The 20,042-nt window shown below is 51.9% G+C and carries 28 protein-coding genes and 1 rRNA gene; 4 read left to right on the top strand and 25 right to left on the bottom strand.

The genetic code is table 11. The features are described from left to right. Both J3482_RS02415 and J3482_RS02410 read right to left on the bottom strand, forming a co-directional pair. Window positions 1-284 (bottom strand): 16S ribosomal RNA (locus tag J3482_RS02415); the annotation flags it as partial. A gap of 335 nt (window positions 285-619) precedes the next feature. Further along, window positions 620-2,137 carry a UvrD-helicase domain-containing protein gene (locus J3482_RS02410; protein WP_206921993.1) on the bottom strand — a complete coding sequence of 506 codons (1,518 nt, stop codon included), beginning with the start codon at window positions 2,135-2,137 and terminating at the stop codon, window positions 620-622. Window positions 2,138-2,286: 149 nt separating this feature from the next. Here J3482_RS02410 and J3482_RS02405 point away from each other — a divergent pair, with 149 nt between their 5' ends. Continuing rightward, a complete protein-coding gene (locus J3482_RS02405) occupies window positions 2,287-2,985 on the top strand; it encodes a metallophosphoesterase (protein WP_146822534.1) in 699 nt (232 codons plus the stop codon). A gap of 343 nt (window positions 2,986-3,328) precedes the next feature. On the opposite strand, the gene J3482_RS02400 is transcribed toward J3482_RS02405, so the two are convergent. After that, a complete protein-coding gene (locus J3482_RS02400; protein ID WP_146822535.1) occupies window positions 3,329-4,057 on the bottom strand; it encodes a class I SAM-dependent methyltransferase in 729 nt (242 codons plus the stop codon). A 126-nt stretch (window positions 4,058-4,183) separates the two neighbouring features. On the opposite strand from J3482_RS02400, the gene J3482_RS02395 reads away from it, so the two are divergent. Continuing rightward, window positions 4,184-4,561: a hypothetical protein gene (locus tag J3482_RS02395; protein WP_146822536.1), complete on the top strand. Its 378-nt coding sequence runs from the start codon at window positions 4,184-4,186 to the stop codon at window positions 4,559-4,561. On the opposite strand, the gene J3482_RS02390 is transcribed toward J3482_RS02395, so the two are convergent. The 4 genes from J3482_RS02390 to J3482_RS02375 all read right to left on the bottom strand — a co-directional run bounded on the left by J3482_RS02390 (window position 4,513) and on the right by J3482_RS02375 (window position 6,852). Beyond that, window positions 4,513-4,830, bottom strand: a complete 318-nt coding sequence (locus J3482_RS02390) for a rhodanese-like domain-containing protein (protein ID WP_321198833.1) — start codon at window positions 4,828-4,830, stop codon at window positions 4,513-4,515. The two genes, J3482_RS02395 and J3482_RS02390, sit on opposite strands and share 49 nt — an antisense overlap. 131 nt (window positions 4,831-4,961) lie before the next feature. Beyond that, entirely contained in the window at window positions 4,962-5,681 is a 720-nt protein-coding gene (locus tag J3482_RS02385) for a S1C family serine protease (RefSeq protein ID WP_223204123.1), read from the bottom strand. Between the two features lie 113 nt (window positions 5,682-5,794). Next, window positions 5,795-5,971 (bottom strand): hypothetical protein, encoded by a 177-nt coding sequence (locus J3482_RS02380; RefSeq protein WP_188332213.1) that lies wholly within the window; start codon window positions 5,969-5,971, stop codon window positions 5,795-5,797. A gap of 65 nt (window positions 5,972-6,036) precedes the next feature. Continuing rightward, window positions 6,037-6,852, bottom strand: coding sequence for a DUF2797 domain-containing protein (locus J3482_RS02375; RefSeq protein WP_206915382.1), 816 nt, complete (start codon window positions 6,850-6,852; stop codon window positions 6,037-6,039). Window positions 6,853-6,915: 63 nt separating this feature from the next. Between J3482_RS02375 and J3482_RS02370 the strand changes: the two genes are divergently transcribed. Continuing rightward, entirely contained in the window at window positions 6,916-7,581 is a 666-nt protein-coding gene (locus tag J3482_RS02370; protein WP_146822540.1) for a PrsW family glutamic-type intramembrane protease, read from the top strand. Window positions 7,582-7,602: 21 nt separating this feature from the next. On the opposite strand, the gene J3482_RS02365 is transcribed toward J3482_RS02370, so the two are convergent. Together J3482_RS02365 and J3482_RS02360 are read right to left on the bottom strand one after the other, a co-directional pair. Continuing rightward, window positions 7,603-7,971, bottom strand: a complete 369-nt coding sequence (locus J3482_RS02365; protein WP_021295603.1) for a hypothetical protein — start codon at window positions 7,969-7,971, stop codon at window positions 7,603-7,605. A 199-nt stretch (window positions 7,972-8,170) separates the two neighbouring features. Continuing rightward, entirely contained in the window at window positions 8,171-8,857 is a 687-nt protein-coding gene (locus tag J3482_RS02360) for an SIR2 family NAD-dependent protein deacylase (protein WP_236017815.1), read from the bottom strand. 121 nt (window positions 8,858-8,978) lie between these two features. Between J3482_RS02360 and J3482_RS02355 the strand changes: the two genes are divergently transcribed. Further along, window positions 8,979-9,401: a helix-turn-helix domain-containing protein gene (locus tag J3482_RS02355; protein WP_146822542.1), complete on the top strand. Its 423-nt coding sequence runs from the start codon at window positions 8,979-8,981 to the stop codon at window positions 9,399-9,401. A gap of 77 nt (window positions 9,402-9,478) precedes the next feature. On the opposite strand, the gene J3482_RS02350 is transcribed toward J3482_RS02355, so the two are convergent. From J3482_RS02350 to spoVAE, 16 genes are all read right to left on the bottom strand, one after another. After that, window positions 9,479-9,646, bottom strand: coding sequence for a hypothetical protein (locus J3482_RS02350; RefSeq protein ID WP_188332214.1), 168 nt, complete (start codon window positions 9,644-9,646; stop codon window positions 9,479-9,481). Window positions 9,647-9,653: 7 nt separating this feature from the next. After that, complete coding sequence (locus J3482_RS02345) at window positions 9,654-11,438, bottom strand: ATP-binding protein (protein ID WP_146822543.1); 1,785 nt, start codon at window positions 11,436-11,438, stop codon at window positions 9,654-9,656. Further along, window positions 11,435-12,139 carry a response regulator transcription factor gene (locus J3482_RS02340; protein ID WP_146822544.1) on the bottom strand — a complete coding sequence of 235 codons (705 nt, stop codon included), beginning with the start codon at window positions 12,137-12,139 and terminating at the stop codon, window positions 11,435-11,437. Before J3482_RS02340 ends, J3482_RS02345 begins: the two co-directional genes overlap by 4 nt. A gap of 105 nt (window positions 12,140-12,244) precedes the next feature. Next, a complete protein-coding gene (locus J3482_RS02335; RefSeq protein ID WP_021295609.1) occupies window positions 12,245-12,739 on the bottom strand; it encodes a YhcN/YlaJ family sporulation lipoprotein in 495 nt (164 codons plus the stop codon). 48 nt (window positions 12,740-12,787) lie between these two features. Then, window positions 12,788-13,612 (bottom strand): pseudouridine synthase, encoded by an 825-nt coding sequence (locus J3482_RS02330; RefSeq protein ID WP_146822545.1) that lies wholly within the window; start codon window positions 13,610-13,612, stop codon window positions 12,788-12,790. Window positions 13,613-13,643: 31 nt separating this feature from the next. Then, window positions 13,644-14,195 (bottom strand): spore maturation protein, encoded by a 552-nt coding sequence (locus J3482_RS02325; protein WP_146822546.1) that lies wholly within the window; start codon window positions 14,193-14,195, stop codon window positions 13,644-13,646. Then, window positions 14,195-14,788 carry a nucleoside recognition domain-containing protein gene (locus J3482_RS02320; RefSeq protein ID WP_146822547.1) on the bottom strand — a complete coding sequence of 198 codons (594 nt, stop codon included), beginning with the start codon at window positions 14,786-14,788 and terminating at the stop codon, window positions 14,195-14,197. Before J3482_RS02320 ends, J3482_RS02325 begins: the two co-directional genes overlap by 1 nt. 93 nt (window positions 14,789-14,881) lie before the next feature. After that, a complete protein-coding gene (gene ytfJ, locus J3482_RS02315) occupies window positions 14,882-15,313 on the bottom strand; it encodes a GerW family sporulation protein (protein WP_146822548.1) in 432 nt (143 codons plus the stop codon). 2 nt (window positions 15,314-15,315) lie between these two features. Next, window positions 15,316-15,936, bottom strand: a complete 621-nt coding sequence (locus J3482_RS02310) for a DUF2953 domain-containing protein (protein WP_146822549.1) — start codon at window positions 15,934-15,936, stop codon at window positions 15,316-15,318. A gap of 65 nt (window positions 15,937-16,001) precedes the next feature. Further along, window positions 16,002-16,562, bottom strand: a complete 561-nt coding sequence (scpB, locus tag J3482_RS02305) for an SMC-Scp complex subunit ScpB (RefSeq protein WP_146822550.1) — start codon at window positions 16,560-16,562, stop codon at window positions 16,002-16,004. Then, complete coding sequence (locus tag J3482_RS02300; RefSeq protein WP_146822551.1) at window positions 16,540-17,292, bottom strand: segregation and condensation protein A; 753 nt, start codon at window positions 17,290-17,292, stop codon at window positions 16,540-16,542. The genes scpB and J3482_RS02300 overlap by 23 nt, the downstream gene beginning before the upstream one ends. 54 nt (window positions 17,293-17,346) lie before the next feature. Next, a complete protein-coding gene (locus J3482_RS02295; RefSeq protein WP_146822552.1) occupies window positions 17,347-17,964 on the bottom strand; it encodes a site-2 protease family protein in 618 nt (205 codons plus the stop codon). 57 nt (window positions 17,965-18,021) lie between these two features. After that, complete coding sequence (locus J3482_RS02290; RefSeq protein ID WP_146822553.1) at window positions 18,022-18,705, bottom strand: spermidine synthase; 684 nt, start codon at window positions 18,703-18,705, stop codon at window positions 18,022-18,024. A 175-nt stretch (window positions 18,706-18,880) separates the two neighbouring features. Next, window positions 18,881-19,015, bottom strand: a complete 135-nt coding sequence (locus tag J3482_RS21215; RefSeq protein ID WP_262927005.1) for a hypothetical protein — start codon at window positions 19,013-19,015, stop codon at window positions 18,881-18,883. Window positions 19,016-19,019: 4 nt separating this feature from the next. Continuing rightward, window positions 19,020-19,667, bottom strand: a complete 648-nt coding sequence (locus J3482_RS02285) for a stage V sporulation protein AE (protein WP_146822778.1) — start codon at window positions 19,665-19,667, stop codon at window positions 19,020-19,022. Window positions 19,668-19,678: 11 nt separating this feature from the next. Further along, the gene (spoVAE, locus tag J3482_RS02280) at window positions 19,679-20,041 is read right to left on the bottom strand and encodes a stage V sporulation protein AE (protein WP_146822554.1); all 363 of its coding nucleotides are present in this window, start codon (window positions 20,039-20,041) and stop codon (window positions 19,679-19,681) included. Window position 20,042 lies beyond the last annotated feature (1 nt).

Below are 20,042 nucleotides of genomic sequence, written 5' to 3'. Positions count from 1 at the left end.
GTCGGCTACGCATCGTCGCCTTGGTGAGCCGTTACCCCACCAACTAGCTAATGCGCCGCGGGCTCCTCTCTCAGCGATGCTGTTGCATCTTTCAACACAGCTAGATGCCTACCCGTGTATTATCCGGCATTAGCACCCGTTTCCGAGTGTTATTCCAGTCTGAAAGGCAGATTGCCCACGTGTTACTCACCCGTCCGCCGCTCGCCCAAAAGGGCTCGCTCGACTTGCATGTATTAGGCACGCCGCCAGCGTTCGTCCTGAGCCAGGATCAAACTCTCAAAAAATGGCGTTGTTACTTGTGTTTCCATCGTCGCTGTGACCAAGGTCACGTCGACCGAAACTTTTAGGCGTGTGTGTTCAGTTTTCAAGGAACCAAACCTGCTATGAAAGCCCCACGAACGCGGATTCAGCGAAGCATAACGCGGAATCAGATGACGTGATTCTTTCGAGCAAGTGCCGCTTCTGTCGAAGCAGCCTAAGTACAATATCACGAACTGACGTTCGTTGTCACTGGTAAAGTTCACCGACCCAGTGACCGCTACAGCGTAGACTTGAAAATCCTAGTGTCGACGTTGCAAACGGCGTTAAACATTGTATCACGTTTTACAAGTATCGTCAATCACGAACCCCTCTCCTCATCCTCGTGCACCAATAAGCTATCGAACACGTCCGCAGTCAGCCTAGCCAAATCAACCGGCACCAATTCTAGTTGCGCCTCCGTGAGAAATGGTGTCATCCTGACACGACGCCCGCCAAGGCGAGTAGGGACAAATCCAATTAACGCAGACTTCGCCCGCGTCATCGCGACATACAGCAAGCGCCGTTCATCGTCAGCCAGTTCATCCACAAAGTTTACATCGTTGGCAAAATCAGCAGACCCTGATCGATTTGTCCTCCGAGATAATGTTTCTTGCACCCTTATATGCGGGCAGGTGACAGATGTCCCGACGAGATCGAGCAAGATGACGACATCCCACTCCTTCCCCTTACTATCGTGAAACGTTCGGAACTGAACAAGGGAGGCCCCACGATGATCACTATCCGCAATAGCGCCTTTATGATCAAACGTCTGTGCTTCAAGCTGCAGCAGCGACCACACCTGAGTCAATTGCCGACGCGTGCGGGCCAACACGCCGATTGACTTCTCAGGACAGGCCTTCAGTAGCTGCGAAATGAGCAGGGTCACCAGATGAGCTTCCTTCTGCTCGTCCTCGACCTCCACTATCCGTACGAACCCAGGGACGGAGGACACGGCGTGTAAAGGTTTATCGATGCGCCGACGAACATGTAAGATCAATTGCTCGGCGTGGTGAACGATACGTTGATCAGAGCGGAAATTTCTCGTTAAAAGCATCTGTCGAGCGCCTTGAAGAGACGTGGACGCCCGCTGTAAAAAGTCAGGAGACGCGCCCCGAAACCCATAGACGGATTGGTCATCGTCACCCACGACAAACACGGGTAAATGGTAGCGGCGGTGAATTCCTTCTACCAATACCCACTGTACCGTATTGGTATCCTGAAACTCGTCGACTAACAAATATTCCAGTCTTTCAAAAAACGGAAGACGGGTTCCCTGATCAATCGCATTTGCAGCAGCCAGAAGGATATCATCGTAGTCCCACCGATTGTGCTTCTTTTTCAGTCGCGCGTACGTATGAAAGATTCTTTTGAGTCTACGTGAAGGCGATACCTGACCACGCCCCAGCAGCCACGAGTACTCCGTCAGCAACTCCGTGACTGCCCAGCGCGATATCCCTTCTGCCGCGCCGACCACGCGAGCGAAAGCTGAAGCCATGTAGGCAAATTGCTCCCGCGTATTCAGCAACACGGGAATGTCCGGGCGAACTTCGAGCATTGCCCGAAAAATTTGCGCATGAAAGGTACCAATCCGCAGCGACTCGGTGGAACGAAATGACAATGCCGGATGCAAGGCTAACTTACGCCGCATATGTGCCGCAGCCTGGCGCGTAAAAGTTACTGCCAAAATCCTGTTTGGGGCAATGTTGTCGCGGCGCACAACATGAACAATTCGCTCCGTCAAAACCGATGTCTTCCCGCTGCCCGGTGCGGCGATAACGACCGTTGAACACAGCGGTTCCTCAATAATGGCTTGTTGTTCAGCTGTCCAATCACCCATCGTCCCCCAGCTCCTTGGCGCATAGCATCTCACGAAGCGTGCCATAACACCATTATCTATCGTGTGAAATCGAATTGTTTTGTCAATGCAACTCGAACAACAGTGGCTCTCCATGGTATCATGGGCACGCAGAGGAGGGCTTCCAGAACATGGCCTTATACGCAATCGGTGACCTTCATCTTGCCACGACAGTCAATAAACCAATGGACGTATTTGGTGACACATGGACCAACCACACCGAACAAATCCAGCAGCACTGGACAGCGACGATATCCCCCAGCGACACCGTGCTGATTCCGGGCGACATCTCATGGGCGATGACGCTTGACGAAGCCGCGCCAGATTTGCAGTGGGTAAGCGAGCTCCCAGGCAAGAAAGTGATGATTCGTGGCAATCACGATTACTGGTGGAGCGGAATCGGAAAAGTTCGAGGAATTTTACTTAAAGATATGTACGCAATTCAAAATGATAGTTTGCCATTGGACGGTCTAACTATAGCGGGTACGCGCGGATGGGTTCTCCCTAACCACCCTAACTTTAGCGAAGAAGATGAACACATTTTGCAACGTGAGATTCATCGACTGAAACTCTCACTCGATCACGCCGTTAAACACAACCACCCGATTGTCTGCATGTTACATTATCCCCCGACAGGCGGCGACGGTGAAGAGACTGTGTTTACGCAGGTACTCGAATCGTACGGCGTCCAATTGTGCGTGTACGGTCACCTACACGGTGCAAGTCACCGATTCGCGTTTAACGGAACACGCAACGGTACACGTTATCAATTGGTGAGCGCTGATTATCTTCAGTTCAAACCATTCGCCCTCGGAGAGATTAATTTTTGATACGCCTCTAACACAAATCGACCGGCGGCTAATCGCCGCCGGCATGTAAACACCCATTCGCGCATCGCAATCGATGAAAAGGATGTGCCATGCGTCGACATCGCGCTCGTTGCGGTGTCTGCCATCCGCAGCGCGACATCGTGAAACGACATCGTGTACGAGTTCCTCCGCAGCATAAAACTTGATGGTCGACATCCGTTCGCCATTTTGTACAAGGCTATACCAGCCTTCCTACCGGCTGCATCATCGTCATCTCGCACAGTACTTGCACAACACATACCTCAATCATCGCTTGCGTGCCGATTCCGGTGTCAGTCGATACTATCCCCTGGAATCGTCCGCTTTATGTTCTCTTTCTTGGCGAGGTCAACAAAAATACGCCATACCCCATCGTCTGCTGATTTTCCTCAATCCAACGACCATTCGCTTCAATCAGCTGTAAGATTTGCGGGTCGCGCAGTGCATCTAGCTGTCCTGCCCCCTCATCCCTTTGCCCATCTGTGATGGGAAGGGATTGGATTGTGCCGGATCGCAATACCTTACAGTCGAAGCCAGCCATCCGAAATGCTCCTCGCCACCCCGCTAAATCCAACACCTGCTGTACACCATAGAGATTGTGTACCTCCGCGCGCCACTCCGGCGTTACCGGACGCAGCGTCATCATTTCCACATCAACGACTTGACCCTCCGGTTTTAAGACGCGCCGAATCTCCGAAAGCGCTTTGTGCAGCCGAACAAAAACGAGAATCGACTCACACACAATAAAATCAAACGATTCATCGGGAAAGGGGAGTTCCTCAGCGGACGCCAATACGGCGTGAATCGAGACCCCTTCCCGCCGCGCCTTAACCATCGTATTTTCGAGCATCTTCGCGCGGATATCGAGCGCAGTGACTTGACAATTCCAGCGACGCGCCAACGCGCACGCCGTGGCACCGTTGCCACAACCAACGTCGAGCACGCGAGCCCCGTCCGGGAGATTGATTGCATTCATCCACATCTCGGACACTGAACCGCCACCCGGATGCGCGTGCGCGATACCAAGCCGAGCCAACATATCGTGATACTTCAACACCCCGCACCTCACTTTCCCGCCATCGTATGCCTATACGCGAGAAAGCGGATGGGCGAGCGTCTATCGTTACTTGCGACCGCCCCCCTGATGACGTACAGTGGAAGCATTCATAGGAGGGTCTATATGCCAGAAATCACACGTATTATGGAAATCAGTGTCGAAGAGGCAGGAGATTACATCTTCACACCAGCAGGTGTGCTAATCACATATCGGACAGGCCAATTTCGAGTATTCTCAGAAAGCGCCCGCCACAACTTCTTGCGACGGGTCGTGTCCCGCCACTCTTGGGATGAACTACTATCCGACGCGGTTGTCGAGCGTGGTGCCAGCGTCCGGCTGCGCGATGTCACGGCTGAAATCGACGAAAAAATAGGCCTCGATGAACTAAGCACCGAAGCCGTGTTGGAGTTGTGCTATCGAACAAATCCGCGACAATTGTTTTTCCTGCGGCGTTATTTCGAAGACAACTCTCCATCCCAGGCGAGCATGCCGCCGTCATAATTAGCGACGTCTTCAAACCCATTGGCCTTTAAAAATTGAGCCACACGCTGCGAGCGGGCTCCACTGCGACAGACAAATACGTACCGTTGGTCAGGTGACAATTCCCGCATCCACTCGCCCACTTCTTGCATGGGTTTCAATGGTACCCCCGGAATATGTCCCTCCTCATATTCCTCAGGGGTACGCACGTCGATCACGACAGCACTGCCCTCAGCCAAAATCGCTTTTAACTCGTCTGCACTGTATTGAACGATTCCTTCACGCTCCACCAATTCACATACCCCTTTAAAACACTTGATGGTGTAGCGGACTCGCCGTCCGCTTGCCTCATTCCTCACTGTACCATATCGTTGAACAAGGCTTAAGCGATTTGGAAACGTTTTATCTGATGATGCTCGCCTTAGGTGACATGCTTCAGAATTTGGTCAACTTCTTTTTTCAGGATATCCGCGCTAATCGCGAAGCCAATTCCCTGGGAGCTCTGCGAAACAGCCGTATTCATGCCAACCACTTCACCGCGCAGATTGATCAGCGGCCCGCCGCTGTTCCCACGGTTGATAGCTGCATCGGTTTGAATCAAGTTTGGATAGTCCCTGTCGCCAATCTGCAGCGGTCGATTTTTCGCGCTCACAATGCCAACGGTCACGGTATTATCAAGTCCCAAAGGCGAACCAATCGCCAACACCCATTCGCCGACATGCACATCTTTGCTCTGGCCAATTCGTAGAATTGGCGACGGAACTGGAATGTCTGCGCGCAACACGGCGATATCGTGCGTGCGATTGCGGCCAACTACCTGGGCCTCAACTGGCTCTTTTTTGCCAAAGACGCGCAACATAATCCTATCCCCGTCGCTCACAACGTGTTCGTTGGTAAGAATATATCCCTTCGGATGAAAGACAAACCCTGTTCCGATATTCATCGCGGGGCGCCCTGACCGAGGCTGGCTTCTGTCCCACGGCAAGAGCGGCCGTGATCCGAACCCGCGCACTGGCATCGTCTGAACCACTTCGATACCCATTACGGCTTTTTTATAGCGTTGAACAAGTGCTACGAAGTTCGGTAGTCCCGTACCGGTGGACGCACGTTTGGTTCGCGCACTCGTTTGAGGTTTTTTCACCAACGCCATCACCCCCTACATGACCACCAACACACTGTCATCCGGTTGAACGTTGTACAGTGTATTCCGTCGTCGCGCATGGTGTGAGGCATGCCGTTGGAATCCGCCAATACCTATTCCACAGCGTCGGATTTGCGATACCGAACGCCATAATTTCCTTTTTTGGTCCGATATACCTGAACCTTTAAATCGCTGGCGCCTGTGAGAAGATGGTCGTCACGAACACACATGGCCACATAGGATGCCACAGACTTTGAATCGTACAACCGCGCCTCATATACCCACGACATCCTTCATCCCCCTTTGCGGGGGTAGTTTGCCCAGGCGACCAGCGGCGCATGCTTCAAGTCACAGGTTAAGCCTCAACGGGAACGTTTGCTGAAATCTCCACATGATAACCGGCATATTTCTTGATATTGAGCACCCCTTCGTCAAACAGCAAATACTGTCCTTTGATGCCTCGTAATGTGCCCATTACTTCTGGACTTTTGTCGAGGTTCATGGACTTGAGGTTAACCGTGAACTCGGGCGTCCGAGGGTAGTGGATAGTCTGCGGCATCCATTTCTCTTCGACTAAATACTGATGATAATCCGGATTGAGCTTGTCCAAGACATCGAGCAGCACTTCCTTTAAGGATCTATCGGGCACGGTATCCTCCCGCAGCATTTTGCGCCAATCCGTCTTGTCTGCCATATATTTTGCAATCTCCATTTCCAGTTCCCCGGCAATCCGGCGAGTCGGGACCTCAGCAATGACCATCGCCTCGGTAGCGCCTTGATCCATCCAGCGCTTGAGTTCTCTACCCTTACGGGTCAAGCCAACTTTATAGCCACTGCTCCACGCCAAGTAGACGTAATGTGGAATCATACAATGATCTTGTGCCCAAGACTCATCTCGACAAGTTCCTAAGTGAAAATGGCACTCATGTGGCTTGACGATACACAAGTCACACTCCGCCAAACTGCGGACACAGGGAAAACAATACCCGTTTTGAAACAATTTGTTGACCTGGCGGCCACAGGCGACACAACGCTTGACCCCAGTATGTGCAATATGTACTCGCGCGCCAATCCAAGCGTTTAGCGGCTGTGTCAACTCAGCCAGTTCCAACGTGTATTCCACTGGCTCCCGCAAGACCTGATTTAGCGAACGCAAATCTCCAGCTAACATAATCGAATCCCCCTTGCGCACACTATAGGTGTTCGAGAAATCTACCATAAACGAGGTACGCTTATGTTCTATGTGGCGCTAGCCGTAATTCCTGGACTGCTTCTACTCGTGTTCATGTACACACGGGACCAACTTCACCCCGAACCGAAGCGGCAAGTATTCCGCCTCTTCATTCTAGGGGCCGCCATCGTCTTTCCTGCAGGTGTCATCGAGCGCCTGATGATGGGCTCACGCGGATTTGCGAGTGGCGGAATTGAAGGCCGACTGATTACTGCATTTTTTGTCGCAGGCATGATTGAGGAGTTCTTGAAGGCATCCATTTTTGACCGCACAGTTTATCAAAGTCGACTGGTGCGCGGGCCCGTGGACTGTATCGTCTACGCTGCAGCCGTCGGCCTTGGCTTCGCAACCGTCGAAAACGTCATGTATGTCACGAGTTCGGGACTGATGACGGCCATCGTCCGATCCGTTACCGCTGTACCCGCACACCTCATGTTCGCCATCATCATGGGTTATTGGTTCGCAAAGGCGAAATTCGAGGGTAAGTCGAAATGGCTGGCGTACGTGATACCAGCAGCCACACATGGCGTCTACGACACATTTGCATTAAGCTCCACCGTTTTCATGGACCTAGTTTTGGTCGCTTTCTTGCTGTTTCTCGTCGAAACATCTGCTCGGATTATGGCCCGCGTCCGGTCCGCTCGCACTTTCAATCGCTACGCCGTATGAGCTTTATCGTTTGGCCTGCACTCAGCGCATATCGAACCCGTTTTGCCCGAACGGCGACGGGCCAGGTGCGAGGCCCTCGAATACGAATAACCAGCCTTTTTCCGCTCTATAGACGGCCATTTCGGTATGTTCGTCAATCATCAACAGTTGGAATAGATTCATATTCGTTCGAAAAAATGGACTCAAGTGTTCATCATGCAGGCGCACATTCAAAACGCGGTATTTATCAGCTGGCTCGACGCGCACGCCCTCGACGCCCAACGCGTTTTCCAACTGAAGCTCTGCGATGATACGCTTTGGGTCCTTTATTTTTGCACGCAGATGATCATAGACATTTCGCGCAGCCTTCGCCTTGCGACTTTGTTCCAGCACCAGCGCATAATGCGACAAATGTATCACTCCCGGGCGCGTATCCCCACACACATCATCCTACATGCAAAACGCCCCCTGTGGTGAACCAACCAGATTAGGGGGCGTTTTTGCAAGAGGATATGGGAAAGTCTGTCCCCATTATAACGAAGCAAGCAACAGAAGGAAATAGGATTCTCCCTATTTCCCAACAAAATTCGAGTAAATTGTCGATTTCAGTTCAAGATTGGATCCCTTCTCCGAACAAGGCGGGCAGCCAGTACTCTGCCTTCTCACTGACCCAAAACACGTCCGCACCGCGTTCCCGTGCGATTTCGCGCAGGCGGCGAACCGGATCCATCGCCAACTGCGTCCCAATGACGAGTAAATATTCCGCCGCAGCAACCCATTCGACCGCGCGCGCGATATGTCGAACCGGATATCCCTCCATAATAAACCCTGGAAACAATTGTTTGCCGCAGGTCGGACACGACGGGATTCTTTGCTGCAGCGCCAAATCACTCGAAAACACGCTTTCACACGTCAAACAGACCAGTTCCCGAAGATTCCCATGCAATTCAATAACGTCGCGGCTTCCTGCATCTCGGTGTAATCCGTCGATATTCTGCGTAATGATGCGAATCTGATGAGCAGCTAGCACCCGATGCGCAGCGTTTGGAGAAGCCTGACGCCAACGGGATAATATGCTGCGGTAGGCATCATACGCGTGGCTTGGCCGCTGTAGCCAGGTATCCAGTAAAAACAACGCATTCAGCGGTATCCCGTTCACCGCTTCATTCCCAAGTGGAAGGCCACTTGCGACACTGATGCCTGCACCGGTCAACGCAACGGTATTTCTGTGATTCAAACGATTGGTCATACCTTGAATATCCAGTTCATTCGTGTTTGCAGTACCTAATTCATACATCACAATGGCTAACACCTATTCAAAATAGTAAGTTATATTTCAAATATTCTATTTACATCCAACAACAGCCTATATATATTTGCATTAACCGCCGTAAATTGCTATTTAAGGAGGAAAAAACATGAACGAAAACTTTGGTAAGCGAATGAGAAGCATTCGTCTGTCCCGTCACTGGTCCCAACAGGAGTTATCCCTGCGTTGCGGCATCTCCACACCCCATATTTCTTCCATTGAGCGGGACAAACGGCATCCGTCGCTCGAATACGCACAACGAATTGCGAGCGCACTGGGGGTACCGCTCAGTGCGCTCTGTGACGACGAAACGACATTCGTCATACCAAAAATGCGCAATTCTGCTGATGAATTGCCACTGCCGTTACAAAATTTCATCCTGAATGAATCCGCGCTCCCCTACTTGGAAGCAGCGCAACGGATGAGTACCCTACCTGAAGAAGATGCCCATTTTCTGGCGAAACTGATTGAACTTCTGACACAAAGAAAGCGCCTTACTGATACGTATCAATCAGAGACCAGCGCATTGTGATGTCGCGCGGCACCCATTCAAAATCCTTACACCACATGTGAGGTTGTAGCTGTGGCGCGAGCCATACACAATGCCCGTCAGTCCCAAAACGCCTTGACGCCAAATCGCCCCTTGTTCGTTTGAAACACGCCGACGTAGCGGGGGAGACGTTTGGTTGCCCATAACGTCCCCTCCTCCACTCGTGCCGCGAGACAAGTGGCCTCAAACTTGGTAGAAACCAAACGAAGGTAGTATACCCAAGCCACGTCGTCCTCACTCCTTGTCTAGCGCTTCGTCGTTTGCCTGCTGTGCTTCCTCTGCGCTGTCTGCTTGTAAAATCGGTAAGATCACAGTAAATGTCGTTCCGACACCTATTGTGCTCTCTACTAAAATATCGCCACCGTGTTCGGTGACAATGTGCCGTGCGATGGCCAGACCTAATCCAGTTCCCGACCGAGATCTCGTACGGGCCTTATCCGCCTTATAAAACCGTTCAAAGATATAAGGGACATCCTCTTCTGGTATCCCTGCACCCGTGTCACTGACGCGCACATAGACGTGACGCCCACTGATATCGGCAGAAAACACGATTTTTCCTTCGGACGTATGCCGAAATGCATTGTCGAGCAGATTGGTAAAGACCTGTTCCATTCTGTCCACGTCGGCGTGCATCAGCATCGCCGCATCTGCGATGCGAAGTTCGAAATCCACACCAAAGTCCTGCGCCAAAGCCTGAAACTTGCGGGCCACGCGGCGCATGACCTGCGAGAAGTCCACCGTATCCATATTCATCTGAAATTGTCCGCTTTCTAGCTGCGCCAAGTCTAACAAATCGTTGACCAGCCGCTTCATGCGGAGCGTTTCGTCGTGAATAATTTCAGTCAGTTCACGTCGCATCTCTGGGTCGTCGGAGATATCGTCGAGCAACGCTTCAGCATACCCTTGCATCATACTCAGAGGTGTGCGCAACTCATGAGAAACATTCGCGATGAAATCTTTCCGCAGTCGGTCTAAGCGGCGTTCCTCTGTCACATCGCGAATCACGGCCAACGTCCCACGCATTTGCGTCCCATCTACACCGTATAACGGCAGCATCGTGATGGACAGTGAACGACCCTCCCACGTAGCTTCCTGAACGACCGGCTCTTCAAAATCCGTAACATGCGAAAACAACATCATGAGCCTATCTGGAAGTTTTTCCATCACCGCGATACCTTGTTCAGCGACGGACATCGAACGCAGACGACGCAAAGCTGGCGGGTTTGCCAACGTGACACGACCTTCTCGATCCGTCGCCACCACGCCATCCTCGAGAGACGTCAGAATACTACTTAACTGATCTCGCTCAATAGACAACTGTTCAATCGTCTTCGCCAGTTCACTGGCCAACGCGTTAAATGTATTTCCTAAACGGCCAACCTCGTCGTGCGTCACGACCGCAACGCGCTGCGAAAAGTGGCCTCTGGCCATTTCTTCCGCAGCTTTATTCATTTCCACGAGCGGTCTCGACAAGTTCTTGGACACGACAAATGCCAGGCCTGTCGAAAGAACGATAGCCAGCAACGTATCAAAGATAATTAAGTTCTGCATGCGGTGAACCGGTTGTTCGAGCACGCTCATCTCTTGTGACACAGCGACCATACCAGGTGTCTGCGTTGAACTCGGCAATTTTTCATATACCGACAGCTCGCTCTTACCTCCGGCATCAGACCGAACGACGACAGGTTGTCCTGCATCAAAATTCTTCCGCTGTGCCGCTGTAAAGTGGGCATAAGCTGACACCAATTGCGGCTGCTTCGTCATGGGAACTGCTGCGACGACATCCGCCTGCATCACATTCTTAGATACTTGGGTCAGTACGCTCAACGCTGTCTTTGGATCTTCCGTCGGCAATATTTGGTGAATCGAAGTCGCAAGATTGGTGAGCTGCCCAGTCTCCCGCTGCACGACGTACTTCACAAAAAATTGTTGCAGAAGCACGGCTAATAGTGCCAAGACTAAAAAGACCATCGCGACGATGGTCAACCACAATTTAGACGCGACGCTGTTGCGAATCACAAGGCAACCTCGAACTTATAGCCGACGCCCCAAACTGTGACAATATATTGGCTCACCGGTTCCGAAGCCTGCCCAAGTTTCTCGCGAAGCCGTTTAATGTGAGTATCCACGGTGCGTTGATCTCCATAAAATTGATAATTCCAAACGTCGCGCAACAATTCTTCACGGCTGAACACCTTGTCTGGGCGTTGTGCCATGTACACCAGCAAGTCGAATTCTTTAGGCGTCAAACTAATTTCGCTACCGTCTACTTCAACGCGTCGCGCGTCAATATGAATGACGAGCCCCGGGAAGGTTAGCGCCTGATGCATTTCTGCCTTCGCGTATTCACTTTCACCTGTGCGCTTCAATAACGCCTTCACGCGCATAATCAATTCTCGTGGACTAAATGGTTTGACGACATAGTCGTCCGCACCTAGCTCAAAACCGTGAATGCGGTTCATCTCGTCACCAGCCGCAGTCAACATGACAATCGGAACATCACTGTGTTGACGAATTTGGCTACACACGTCACGACCATCCATGCCGGGTAACATCAAATCGAGAATGATTAACGAGAATGGTTGTTCCAGCGCCACCTCTACAGCTTTTGCACCGTCTTCCGCCTCAACGACCTCAAATCCGCTTCGTTCAAGGTACATGCGAACCAACCTACGGATTCGCTCTTCATCGTCAACAACTAAAATACGTGGCTGCGGCATGCCAAACCCCCCGTTACTCAAGTTATGTCCATTATAAGTGGTCGACACACCCGCAACAACTAAAGAAACGGCAAGCCCTAAGACTTGCCGCTCGACACTCTACGGTCAATGCCCGGTCGGAAACACGAGACTGACCATCGTACGAAAGTTGTCCCACACGGCGCTAACCGGTTTCCCAGCTTTCATATCCCCTGCGAAACTCTGAAACCGGTGAAATGCATCCGGGCTGGCGCTGACGTACACTGTCTTGACGCGATGGTCTATTTGCTTTACCGCTTTGACAATGGCGTTCTTTTGTCGCATCCCCAAATTTGTCTTGGTTGGATGCTTTTGATTGATAGCGACGTACGCGGTATTCCCGACGACAAACGCAAACGCTTGTTTTGCATAGCCTCGCTTAACCAACCCATCGGCGATGGTTCGGGCAATTTGCACATGTTGTTTATCGCCCAGCGCGCCAGTTGGAGCCTGTTTCGTGACATGCTGTGTCGCATTCATCACATCTGCCGCAGGTTGCGAGCCATTGTTGACGTTTGCACCGCAACCACTTAAAAGTACGGCTGTGAGTGCGGCCCCTGCGAATGCCATTCTGATTTTCATGCAGCTCACCCCTTCGGGTTTAGCATGCAATGAACTGAAACATTCAATTCAAGATTTTTTACGGTTCCTCGTCCCGTGTCGCGATGGTCTTTTCCCGCGCCGGGCAGGACGCTCCTTGCGCTCAACTTTCGGGAATGTCGGACGTGCATATGGAGGTGGCGTCAGTTCAACACTGCGGTACAACGCCTTCCACTCGGCTGGCTCCAGTAAACGCCACTGGCCGGTTTTCAAATGACCAAGCGCAATCGGCCCAAAAGCGATGCGCTTGAGTCGTTTCACGGGCAAGCCAAGCGCTTCAAACATGCGTCGCACCTGCCGATTGCGACCCTCATGAATCGCGATTTGCACAACTGACTCGTCACCCTGCCGCAGCATTTCGACTTGTGCGGGCGCCGTGAGTCCATCTTCCAATTCAATCCCTTCAGCCAAGCGCTGCCGAGCTTCTTTGTCGACTTTCCCCTCGACCGTCACGCGGTAGACCTTCTCGATATCGCGTGACGGATGCAACAGGCGTTCTGTCAATGCCCCATCGTTCGTGAATAGCAATAAACCACTCGTGTCGTAATCTAAGCGGCCGACAGGATATAGCCGCTCAGCGACTTGTGGAAGAAGGCTCATCACCGTTCTTCTTCCCTCTGGGTCGGACACAGTTGTCATATAAGCAGTCGGTTTATTCAACAAAAGGATGACTTTTCGTTCTGCCGCGACCGGCTTGCCGTCAACCGCGATGGTCTGTTTCTCTGCATCGACCAGATAGCCCATTTCGGTAATCGTCTGCCCATCCACGGTCACGCGCCCCTCAGCAATCAGCTGTTCACACTTTCGTCGTGAAGCCACCCCTGCGTGCGCCAATACTTTTTGTAAACGTTCCATGCTTCATCTCCTGCTCAGGTACAATACAGTCCTAGAAGTGTATCATACCAGACAACAAGGACACAGCGAAGACTGATGCCAGGACGCTGACAAAATCACTTAACAAACCGACGCCCATCGCATACCGGAATCTACGGATGCCGACACTGCCAAAATACACAGTGAGGATATACAGTGTCGTATCTGAGGATGCTTGCATGGTCGACGCCAGCATACCCAACCACGAATCGGGCCCCTTGTCTGGTTGCTCAAAGATATTAATCATAAATGCCAGCGACCCTTGTCCGCTGATGGGCCGCAAAAGTGCCATCGGAGCGACCTCCGGCGGAATATGCAACCACGTTAAGCACGGCTCAAGCCACTTGACGAGAATGTTCATAGCGCCCGATGCGTCAAATACCGCCACAGCCACAACCATTGCAATGAGATGTGGAATCAGTTTAATGGAAGTTGCAAATCCACCTTTCGCGCCATCGACAAATGTGTTATAAATCGGTACCCGTTTGATAAATCCAAACAGGAGGATAGAGCCGACAATCAACGGCAACAGCCATTCGCTAACTGCGCTCATCATGGTCTGCATTAGGCAGCCCTCCGCCGGCGACTCAACTTGCGAAAGACCCTATCAAGGACAATGGCAAAAGCGGTGCCAATGGCTGACGCAAGGAGTGTCGTTCCGACAACAGCCGTCGGTTCATGGGAATGATACTGCATGCGAATCGCAATCACAGTTGTAGGAATGAGCGTAATACTTGCCGTATTGATGGCTAAAAGCGTGCACATCGCATCACTGGCCGTCTCTTTGTCTTCATTTAAGGTTTGAAGTTCATGCATCGCTTTCAGACCGAGTGGCGTTGCGGCATTGCCAATCCCCAGTAGATTGGCGCTCATATTTGCGAGGATGGCACCCATTGCAGGGTGCTCGATTGGAACAGACGGAAACAACCGCCGCGCAATCGGACGTAAAAGCCTCGATAGCCATGCGATGGCACCTGCCTTTTCGGCGATGTTCATCAACCCTAACCACAACGCAATGACGCTAATCAAGCCAATCGACAGCGTTACACCGCGTTCGGACCCATGGATGATGGCGTCGGCGACCTTGCTCATGTTCCCGGTGAACATGGCCGTTACAATCCCTGCCAAAAACAATACAAGCCAGATAAAATCTATCACGGCTGGTCACACCCCCAAACGGACAAACCTTCCTTGTCCATGGGTATGCCAGCCGTGCGCGTTCTAAAACCTGTTCTTTTTTCCGAAGACGCCTTACACCACCGGTGGCGTTTGACCCATCTGTTGCCCGCCCATTTTACCTTTGGGCTGCATAAACGATTGAATGCGCTCCATCACCGATGGCGCCATATCGATGAGCCTATCGTACAATTGATTTTGATTGTCCGTGGACAACAGCCGGACGTTATTCCCGTGAACGATGAGAAAGCCAATTGGCGTGATGGAGACGCCGCCGCCGGATCCGCCGCCGAACGGATGTTCACCGTCCGCGCCACCACTTCCCTGCGATGGTCCAGGACTAAACTCACTACCGCCAGCGGCAAAGCCAAATCCCACTTTGGAAACTGGGAGGATGACGGTTCCATCCGGGGTCTCGACGGGATCGCCAATAATGGTATTCACATCAACCATTTCACGTATGTTCGACATCGCGGTTTGCATAAGGCCTTGAATTGGATGATCCAACGTTACGTCCTCCTTTTCCAGGCTACGAGAAGCCTGATGCCTGCGCTGATAGCGTAACCCAAGCGCACCTTCATTATGCTTTGTGTTCGCACCTGCAAGACGGACTGATTAAACACCGGATGAATGGCAACCGTTGGGACTTGATGAAGTCTACAATACTGCGATACGCAGCCAAATACCATTTCAACAACCATGTACAAAAAGCCAATTGAAGTTCCCGTCAGCACGGCGTCTGTGAATCCGACGTTGGCCTCAAGTGTGATGACTTGTACGTGCAGATGGCGCCCAAAACGGCCGAGAATGCGCCCGGCGGTGCGCCGGAAATTCCAAATCGAACGAAGGTCCCGGAAAACGTCGGGTAGTTCTGCTGCGGAAAGCATGCGTTTCGACGCGTGCTTGTCCGATTCCGTATTTGCACCTACTGTAGGCCCTTCGTCGGTGATTCCCACCTTCATCTTCGTCAATTCTCGCTTTAAGTGCACCAACCCAAACAGATAACGGATTTCCAGAGTCCCCCGGTCATCCTCCTGTAAGTGTTCATAATGAATGCGAATCTCCACGGGAAGTAGCAACAACATGGCGAGGCATATGAGAACTGCCAAGACTATACAAAGCCAAATCATCTCGATGCCACCTTTTCACGTCGATGACATTATGTGTGATCTGGCGGTCTCCTATGCACACAGCTTCAGTCTCGCGCGATTTCCGAAGGCAACGCGAACAAAGAGATATCTTGTTCTGTCGGCGGGGGTGGCAACGGAGGCAATTCCGCTAGGGACTTTAGTCCAAAGTGGCGCAAAAATTGATCTGTGGTGCCAAATAAAATCGGTCTGCCTGGTGCATCCTGACGACCGACTTCCCGAATCAACTGACGATGGACGAGCGTGGCGAGCGCCCGTTCAGATTGAACGCCGCGAATCTCGTCAATCTCGGCTCGGGTAATCGGTTGTTTATACGACACAATGGCAAGGACCTCAAGTGCCGCAGCAGATAAACTCGACTGCATCGGCGCCTGCGCCATACGTTTCAGATAGGGCGCATATTCCGGTCTGGTTGTAAGCTGCCACGTGTCAGCAACCTCCTGAAGCATAATACCGGCGCCTCTTTCTTCCAAGGCACTGCGCAACTGCTCGCACAACAAACGCGCCTCTTCCTTAGAGCACTCGAGAATATGCGCGATATCACCGGTCTCTAAACCATCACTTCCAGAGGCAAACAAAATCGCCTCAACCGCTGACAACCGTTGCATCGGGATTCGTCTCTCCTATCCAAATCAGTTCAAGTGGACCAAACGCTTCTTCCTGCAGATAGCGGAGCGCGCCGTCCTTAATGAGCTCTAAAATCGCAAGAAACGCCGTGACCAACGTGTGTCGATTGTGGACAAAATCCATGAGCTGCGAAAATTCGATGCGCTGATAACGCTGTAAGCGCTCGACGATATGCCCCATGAGATCCTCTACGCGTTCGACGTGTCCGCGAATTTCCGCTACGCGTTCCGCCTTCGGCATCCTCATATACAACTTGCGAAATGCGTCCACTAAGTCCCACAACGTGACCCCTGTCAACTCTGGCGCATCCTTGCTCTTGTACGCGGAAAGGTCCATAGGCAAACGAGAATACACCTGTGCTTGTGCGGTCGCCATGTCAGATAACTGAAGCGCGGCCCACTTACAGCGCTGATATTCAATTAATTGTTCGACCAAAGGTGCCCGGGGGTCTTCCTCGTCCTCCTCGGAGCCAGCAAAACGCGTCCGAGGCAGAAGCATTCTCGACTTAATCGCCAACAGTGTCGCAGCCATCACTACAAACTCACTGGCGATTTCGAGGGACCACTCCTCCATCGCCCGCAAATAGCCTAAGTACTGATCTGTAATATCCGCAATTGGAATGTCGTAGATATCGACTTCATTTTTGCGGATAAGGTGCATTAGCAAATCCAGCGGTCCCTCGAATAAAGCGAGTTTTACCTCGTATGACATGTCTGTCGCACGCCTCTCCGGAAAATCTTCATCACGAATTCGACGCGATGTACATTAGACAAACAAGGAGCCAATCAGCCCATTGAGCCAATAGACGAACGGAGAAAACACCCATGTATTGAAGTACGGAATGATAAACAAAAATAGGATGATAAATGGTCCGTAGACATCGAGTCGACTATATGTAATAGCTTGCTTTAAAGGCAATAAATTGCGCAGGATTTGCGAACCATCGAGTGGCGGCAGCGGAATGATATTAAACGCGAATAACGCCACATTGACTTCCGCAATCCGGTACAGAATGGACGTCAGCCAATCGGTGACGCTGAGGTTCCCTACAGCTATCACGATGTAAGCGAGCATCGCCAATATGAGATTGGCTACAGGCCCGGCAGCGACCGCTAAAATCATCGACAAGCGCGGCCGCTTAAAATTGCTCATGTTAATCGGTACGGGACGCGCCCAGCCAACAGGTGCGAACAATATCATGATAATGCCTAACAGTTCGAGGTGCGCTAGGGGATTGAGGGTCAATCGACCATTCCTGCGCGGCGTTTTATCTCCCAGCCAGTCTGCGACTAGCGCGTGTGCAAATTCGTGAATGACGAGGCTAAATAACACAATAAATATTGTAAGGATGTAAAACGGTGATGACAAATTGGAAAAAATCAAAACCCGTGCCTCCTCAACACTCGCAATGCGTTAGGGCTCATTATAACATAAGCGCCCTTAGATTCGCCGCAAGCGCGATGGCCACGTGAACCGTTCGTACCACAATAGCATGGGGGCTCGTCCCAATTGGCTACGCCACTGTTTGACCACTTGTGCGTCATCCGTGAATACTACGAAACGGTTTTGATCACTAAACGGGATACCGACAGGCAGGTCTAGCACAAAGGTAAACTGGGACTTCGCAGCTTGAATAAACGCACCTATCGCGCCGGATTGCAAATTTGATGTTATCAGGTTGTACGCAATAACCCCGCCAGGCATCAGTTTCGCCTTTAGTGGCGCTAGCGAGTTTGGGTCAAGCGCGGGCTGATAAATGGCGTTTCGCATGTAGGCGTCGACAAAGATGAGATCATACAAAAACGGGAGCTCTGCTCGAATGTACGCAAATCCATCTCCCACATAGTAGGTTGCCTCGCGGTGATTCGGGGCATGAAAATAGTGAATCGCGACGTTGAGAACTGCCTCGTCAATCTCAACGCCATATAGCTCTGCAGTTTCGTGGTGCCGGCGAACGGAGTTTAACGCCGTCCCGGTGCCAACGCCAATAGACAAGAAAGACTGAACCATTGGCAACGTCCAGACTAAACTAGAAAATGCGCGTTGGTACGGAAAAACCGGTCGGTCTGGCCGAGCTTCGTCGACTGCACCTTGCCAGCCGCCTCGCCCGCCAAACCGCATCATGCGAAGTTGGTTTTTTTGTACAACATCAATCCGGGCATGTACCGTCCCCGGCTCTGAGTAGATGATAGAAATAGTGGCTCATTCCCGTCTCGGTGTGATTTGTCCCTAGTATACAATACAGGTGACCCAGGACGGATACAAAAGCGCGACAACTGAGGCGAAATGAACTGTCCCATTAGCCAACCGATAATGCCGGTGTCCGCTGCCAAAAGCGGGATAAAAACGGCCAGGCTGGTCGCACGACACCAATAAACGTCTGAAACATCCCGAAAAAGCGGAACAGTTGTGGTAAAAATAACAGGAAACGCACGTAATCACCTCCGCTTGTTTCTCCCTTCACGATATGCTACCGCGGATGTCACGTTGTGGGCACCCGCCGTGGACGATTTTGAGCTCAGGAGAATCCATTCCAGTGCGGCGGTCGTCACGGGCGCGCCTCGCTCTGGTGCGTCCTTCCCATTCATTTTCCCAATATCGCCAATGCCGATGACAAGGGGTGCGTCAACACGGCGCAAAATATCGACTGTGTCGCCGTGAATCAGATAACTGGGACAGGGTACCCCGTCTTTATCCACTGCCGTCTCAACCCGGTTCCCACTGGCATCAATGCTAAAATCAATCGCTACGCCTTGTACCCGATTGGTATTTGAGGCGACCGCAAGCGTCGCTATCACTCGGATGTCTGGATGGTTTAGCAGTACACTCAACGCCTGTTCTCCTCCGGCCTCATTGCCATCTCCGTTGTCATCGAGCATGACAACGACCGGGTCATAAGGCGTTTTGCGAATCAATTGCACCAATTCAATCGCGGACAAGGGCGTTGGATTTCCCGCGCTTCTCGAAATTAATCGGCAGCCCGTGCGGCGTGCGGCGACACGCAGCGCACGAAACGCCATGTGGTCACCGTCAGTGACCACAATGACGCGCCGAGTCGCTTCTGGCAGCAGCCTGCGCCTGTGCATCCGCACATTCATCATCCTTTTGGTTTGGCAACCGCAGCCGCCAGGAAGCCAAATACGATGGCCGCCGAAATCCCGGCGCTCGTCACTTCAAATATACCCGTGATAATACCCACCAGCCCATGCAGATGTGCCTCCTGTAGCGCGCCGTGTACCAAAGCATTCCCAAAACTGGTGATTGGCACGCTGGCTCCAGCACCCGCCAGCTTCACCAGTGGATCATAAACGCCAATGCCATCGAGAATGGCACCCGCGACCACCAACATCGCCATGACATGGCCTGGCGTAAGTTTGGAGAAATCGAGCAGCAATTGGCCAATTGCGCAGATTCCTCCGCCGACGAGAAAGGCCCAAACGAATGTACTCCATGTTGGCATT

The sequence above is a fragment of the Alicyclobacillus suci genome, from assembly GCF_017329615.1.
GTDB classification, from domain to species: Bacteria; Bacillota; Bacilli; order Alicyclobacillales; family Alicyclobacillaceae; genus Alicyclobacillus; species Alicyclobacillus suci.
Note: the sequence above shows the minus strand (reverse complement) of the source record. Positions and strands in the feature narration are given on the sequence as shown.

Coding starts and splice junctions, on each gene's coding strand:
- J3482_RS02410 (WP_206921993.1), bottom strand. CDS start 2,137: ATGGGTGATTGGACAGCTGAACAACAAGCCATTATTGAGGAACCGCTG.
- J3482_RS02405 (WP_146822534.1), top strand. CDS start 2,287: ATGGCCTTATACGCAATCGGTGACCTTCATCTTGCCACGACAGTCAAT.
- J3482_RS02395 (WP_146822536.1), top strand. CDS start 4,184: ATGCCAGAAATCACACGTATTATGGAAATCAGTGTCGAAGAGGCAGGA.
- J3482_RS02380 (WP_188332213.1), bottom strand. CDS start 5,971: ATGTCGTGGGTATATGAGGCGCGGTTGTACGATTCAAAGTCTGTGGCA.
- J3482_RS02375 (WP_206915382.1), bottom strand. CDS start 6,852: ATGTTAGCTGGAGATTTGCGTTCGCTAAATCAGGTCTTGCGGGAGCCA.
- J3482_RS02370 (WP_146822540.1), top strand. CDS start 6,916: ATGTTCTATGTGGCGCTAGCCGTAATTCCTGGACTGCTTCTACTCGTG.
- J3482_RS02360 (WP_236017815.1), bottom strand. CDS start 8,857: ATGTATGAATTAGGTACTGCAAACACGAATGAACTGGATATTCAAGGT.
- J3482_RS02355 (WP_146822542.1), top strand. CDS start 8,979: ATGAACGAAAACTTTGGTAAGCGAATGAGAAGCATTCGTCTGTCCCGT.
- J3482_RS02340 (WP_146822544.1), bottom strand. CDS start 12,139: ATGCCGCAGCCACGTATTTTAGTTGTTGACGATGAAGAGCGAATCCGT.
- J3482_RS02335 (WP_021295609.1), bottom strand. CDS start 12,739: ATGAAAATCAGAATGGCATTCGCAGGGGCCGCACTCACAGCCGTACTT.
- J3482_RS02330 (WP_146822545.1), bottom strand. CDS start 13,612: ATGGAACGTTTACAAAAAGTATTGGCGCACGCAGGGGTGGCTTCACGA.
- J3482_RS02325 (WP_146822546.1), bottom strand. CDS start 14,195: ATGCAGACCATGATGAGCGCAGTTAGCGAATGGCTGTTGCCGTTGATT.
- J3482_RS02310 (WP_146822549.1), bottom strand. CDS start 15,936: ATGATTTGGCTTTGTATAGTCTTGGCAGTTCTCATATGCCTCGCCATG.
- scpB (WP_146822550.1), bottom strand. CDS start 16,562: ATGCAACGGTTGTCAGCGGTTGAGGCGATTTTGTTTGCCTCTGGAAGT.
- J3482_RS02300 (WP_146822551.1), bottom strand. CDS start 17,292: ATGTCATACGAGGTAAAACTCGCTTTATTCGAGGGACCGCTGGATTTG.
- J3482_RS02290 (WP_146822553.1), bottom strand. CDS start 18,705: ATGATGCGGTTTGGCGGGCGAGGCGGCTGGCAAGGTGCAGTCGACGAA.
- J3482_RS02285 (WP_146822778.1), bottom strand. CDS start 19,667: ATGCACAGGCGCAGGCTGCTGCCAGAAGCGACTCGGCGCGTCATTGTG.
- spoVAE (WP_146822554.1), bottom strand. CDS start 20,041: ATGCCAACATGGAGTACATTCGTTTGGGCCTTTCTCGTCGGCGGAGGA.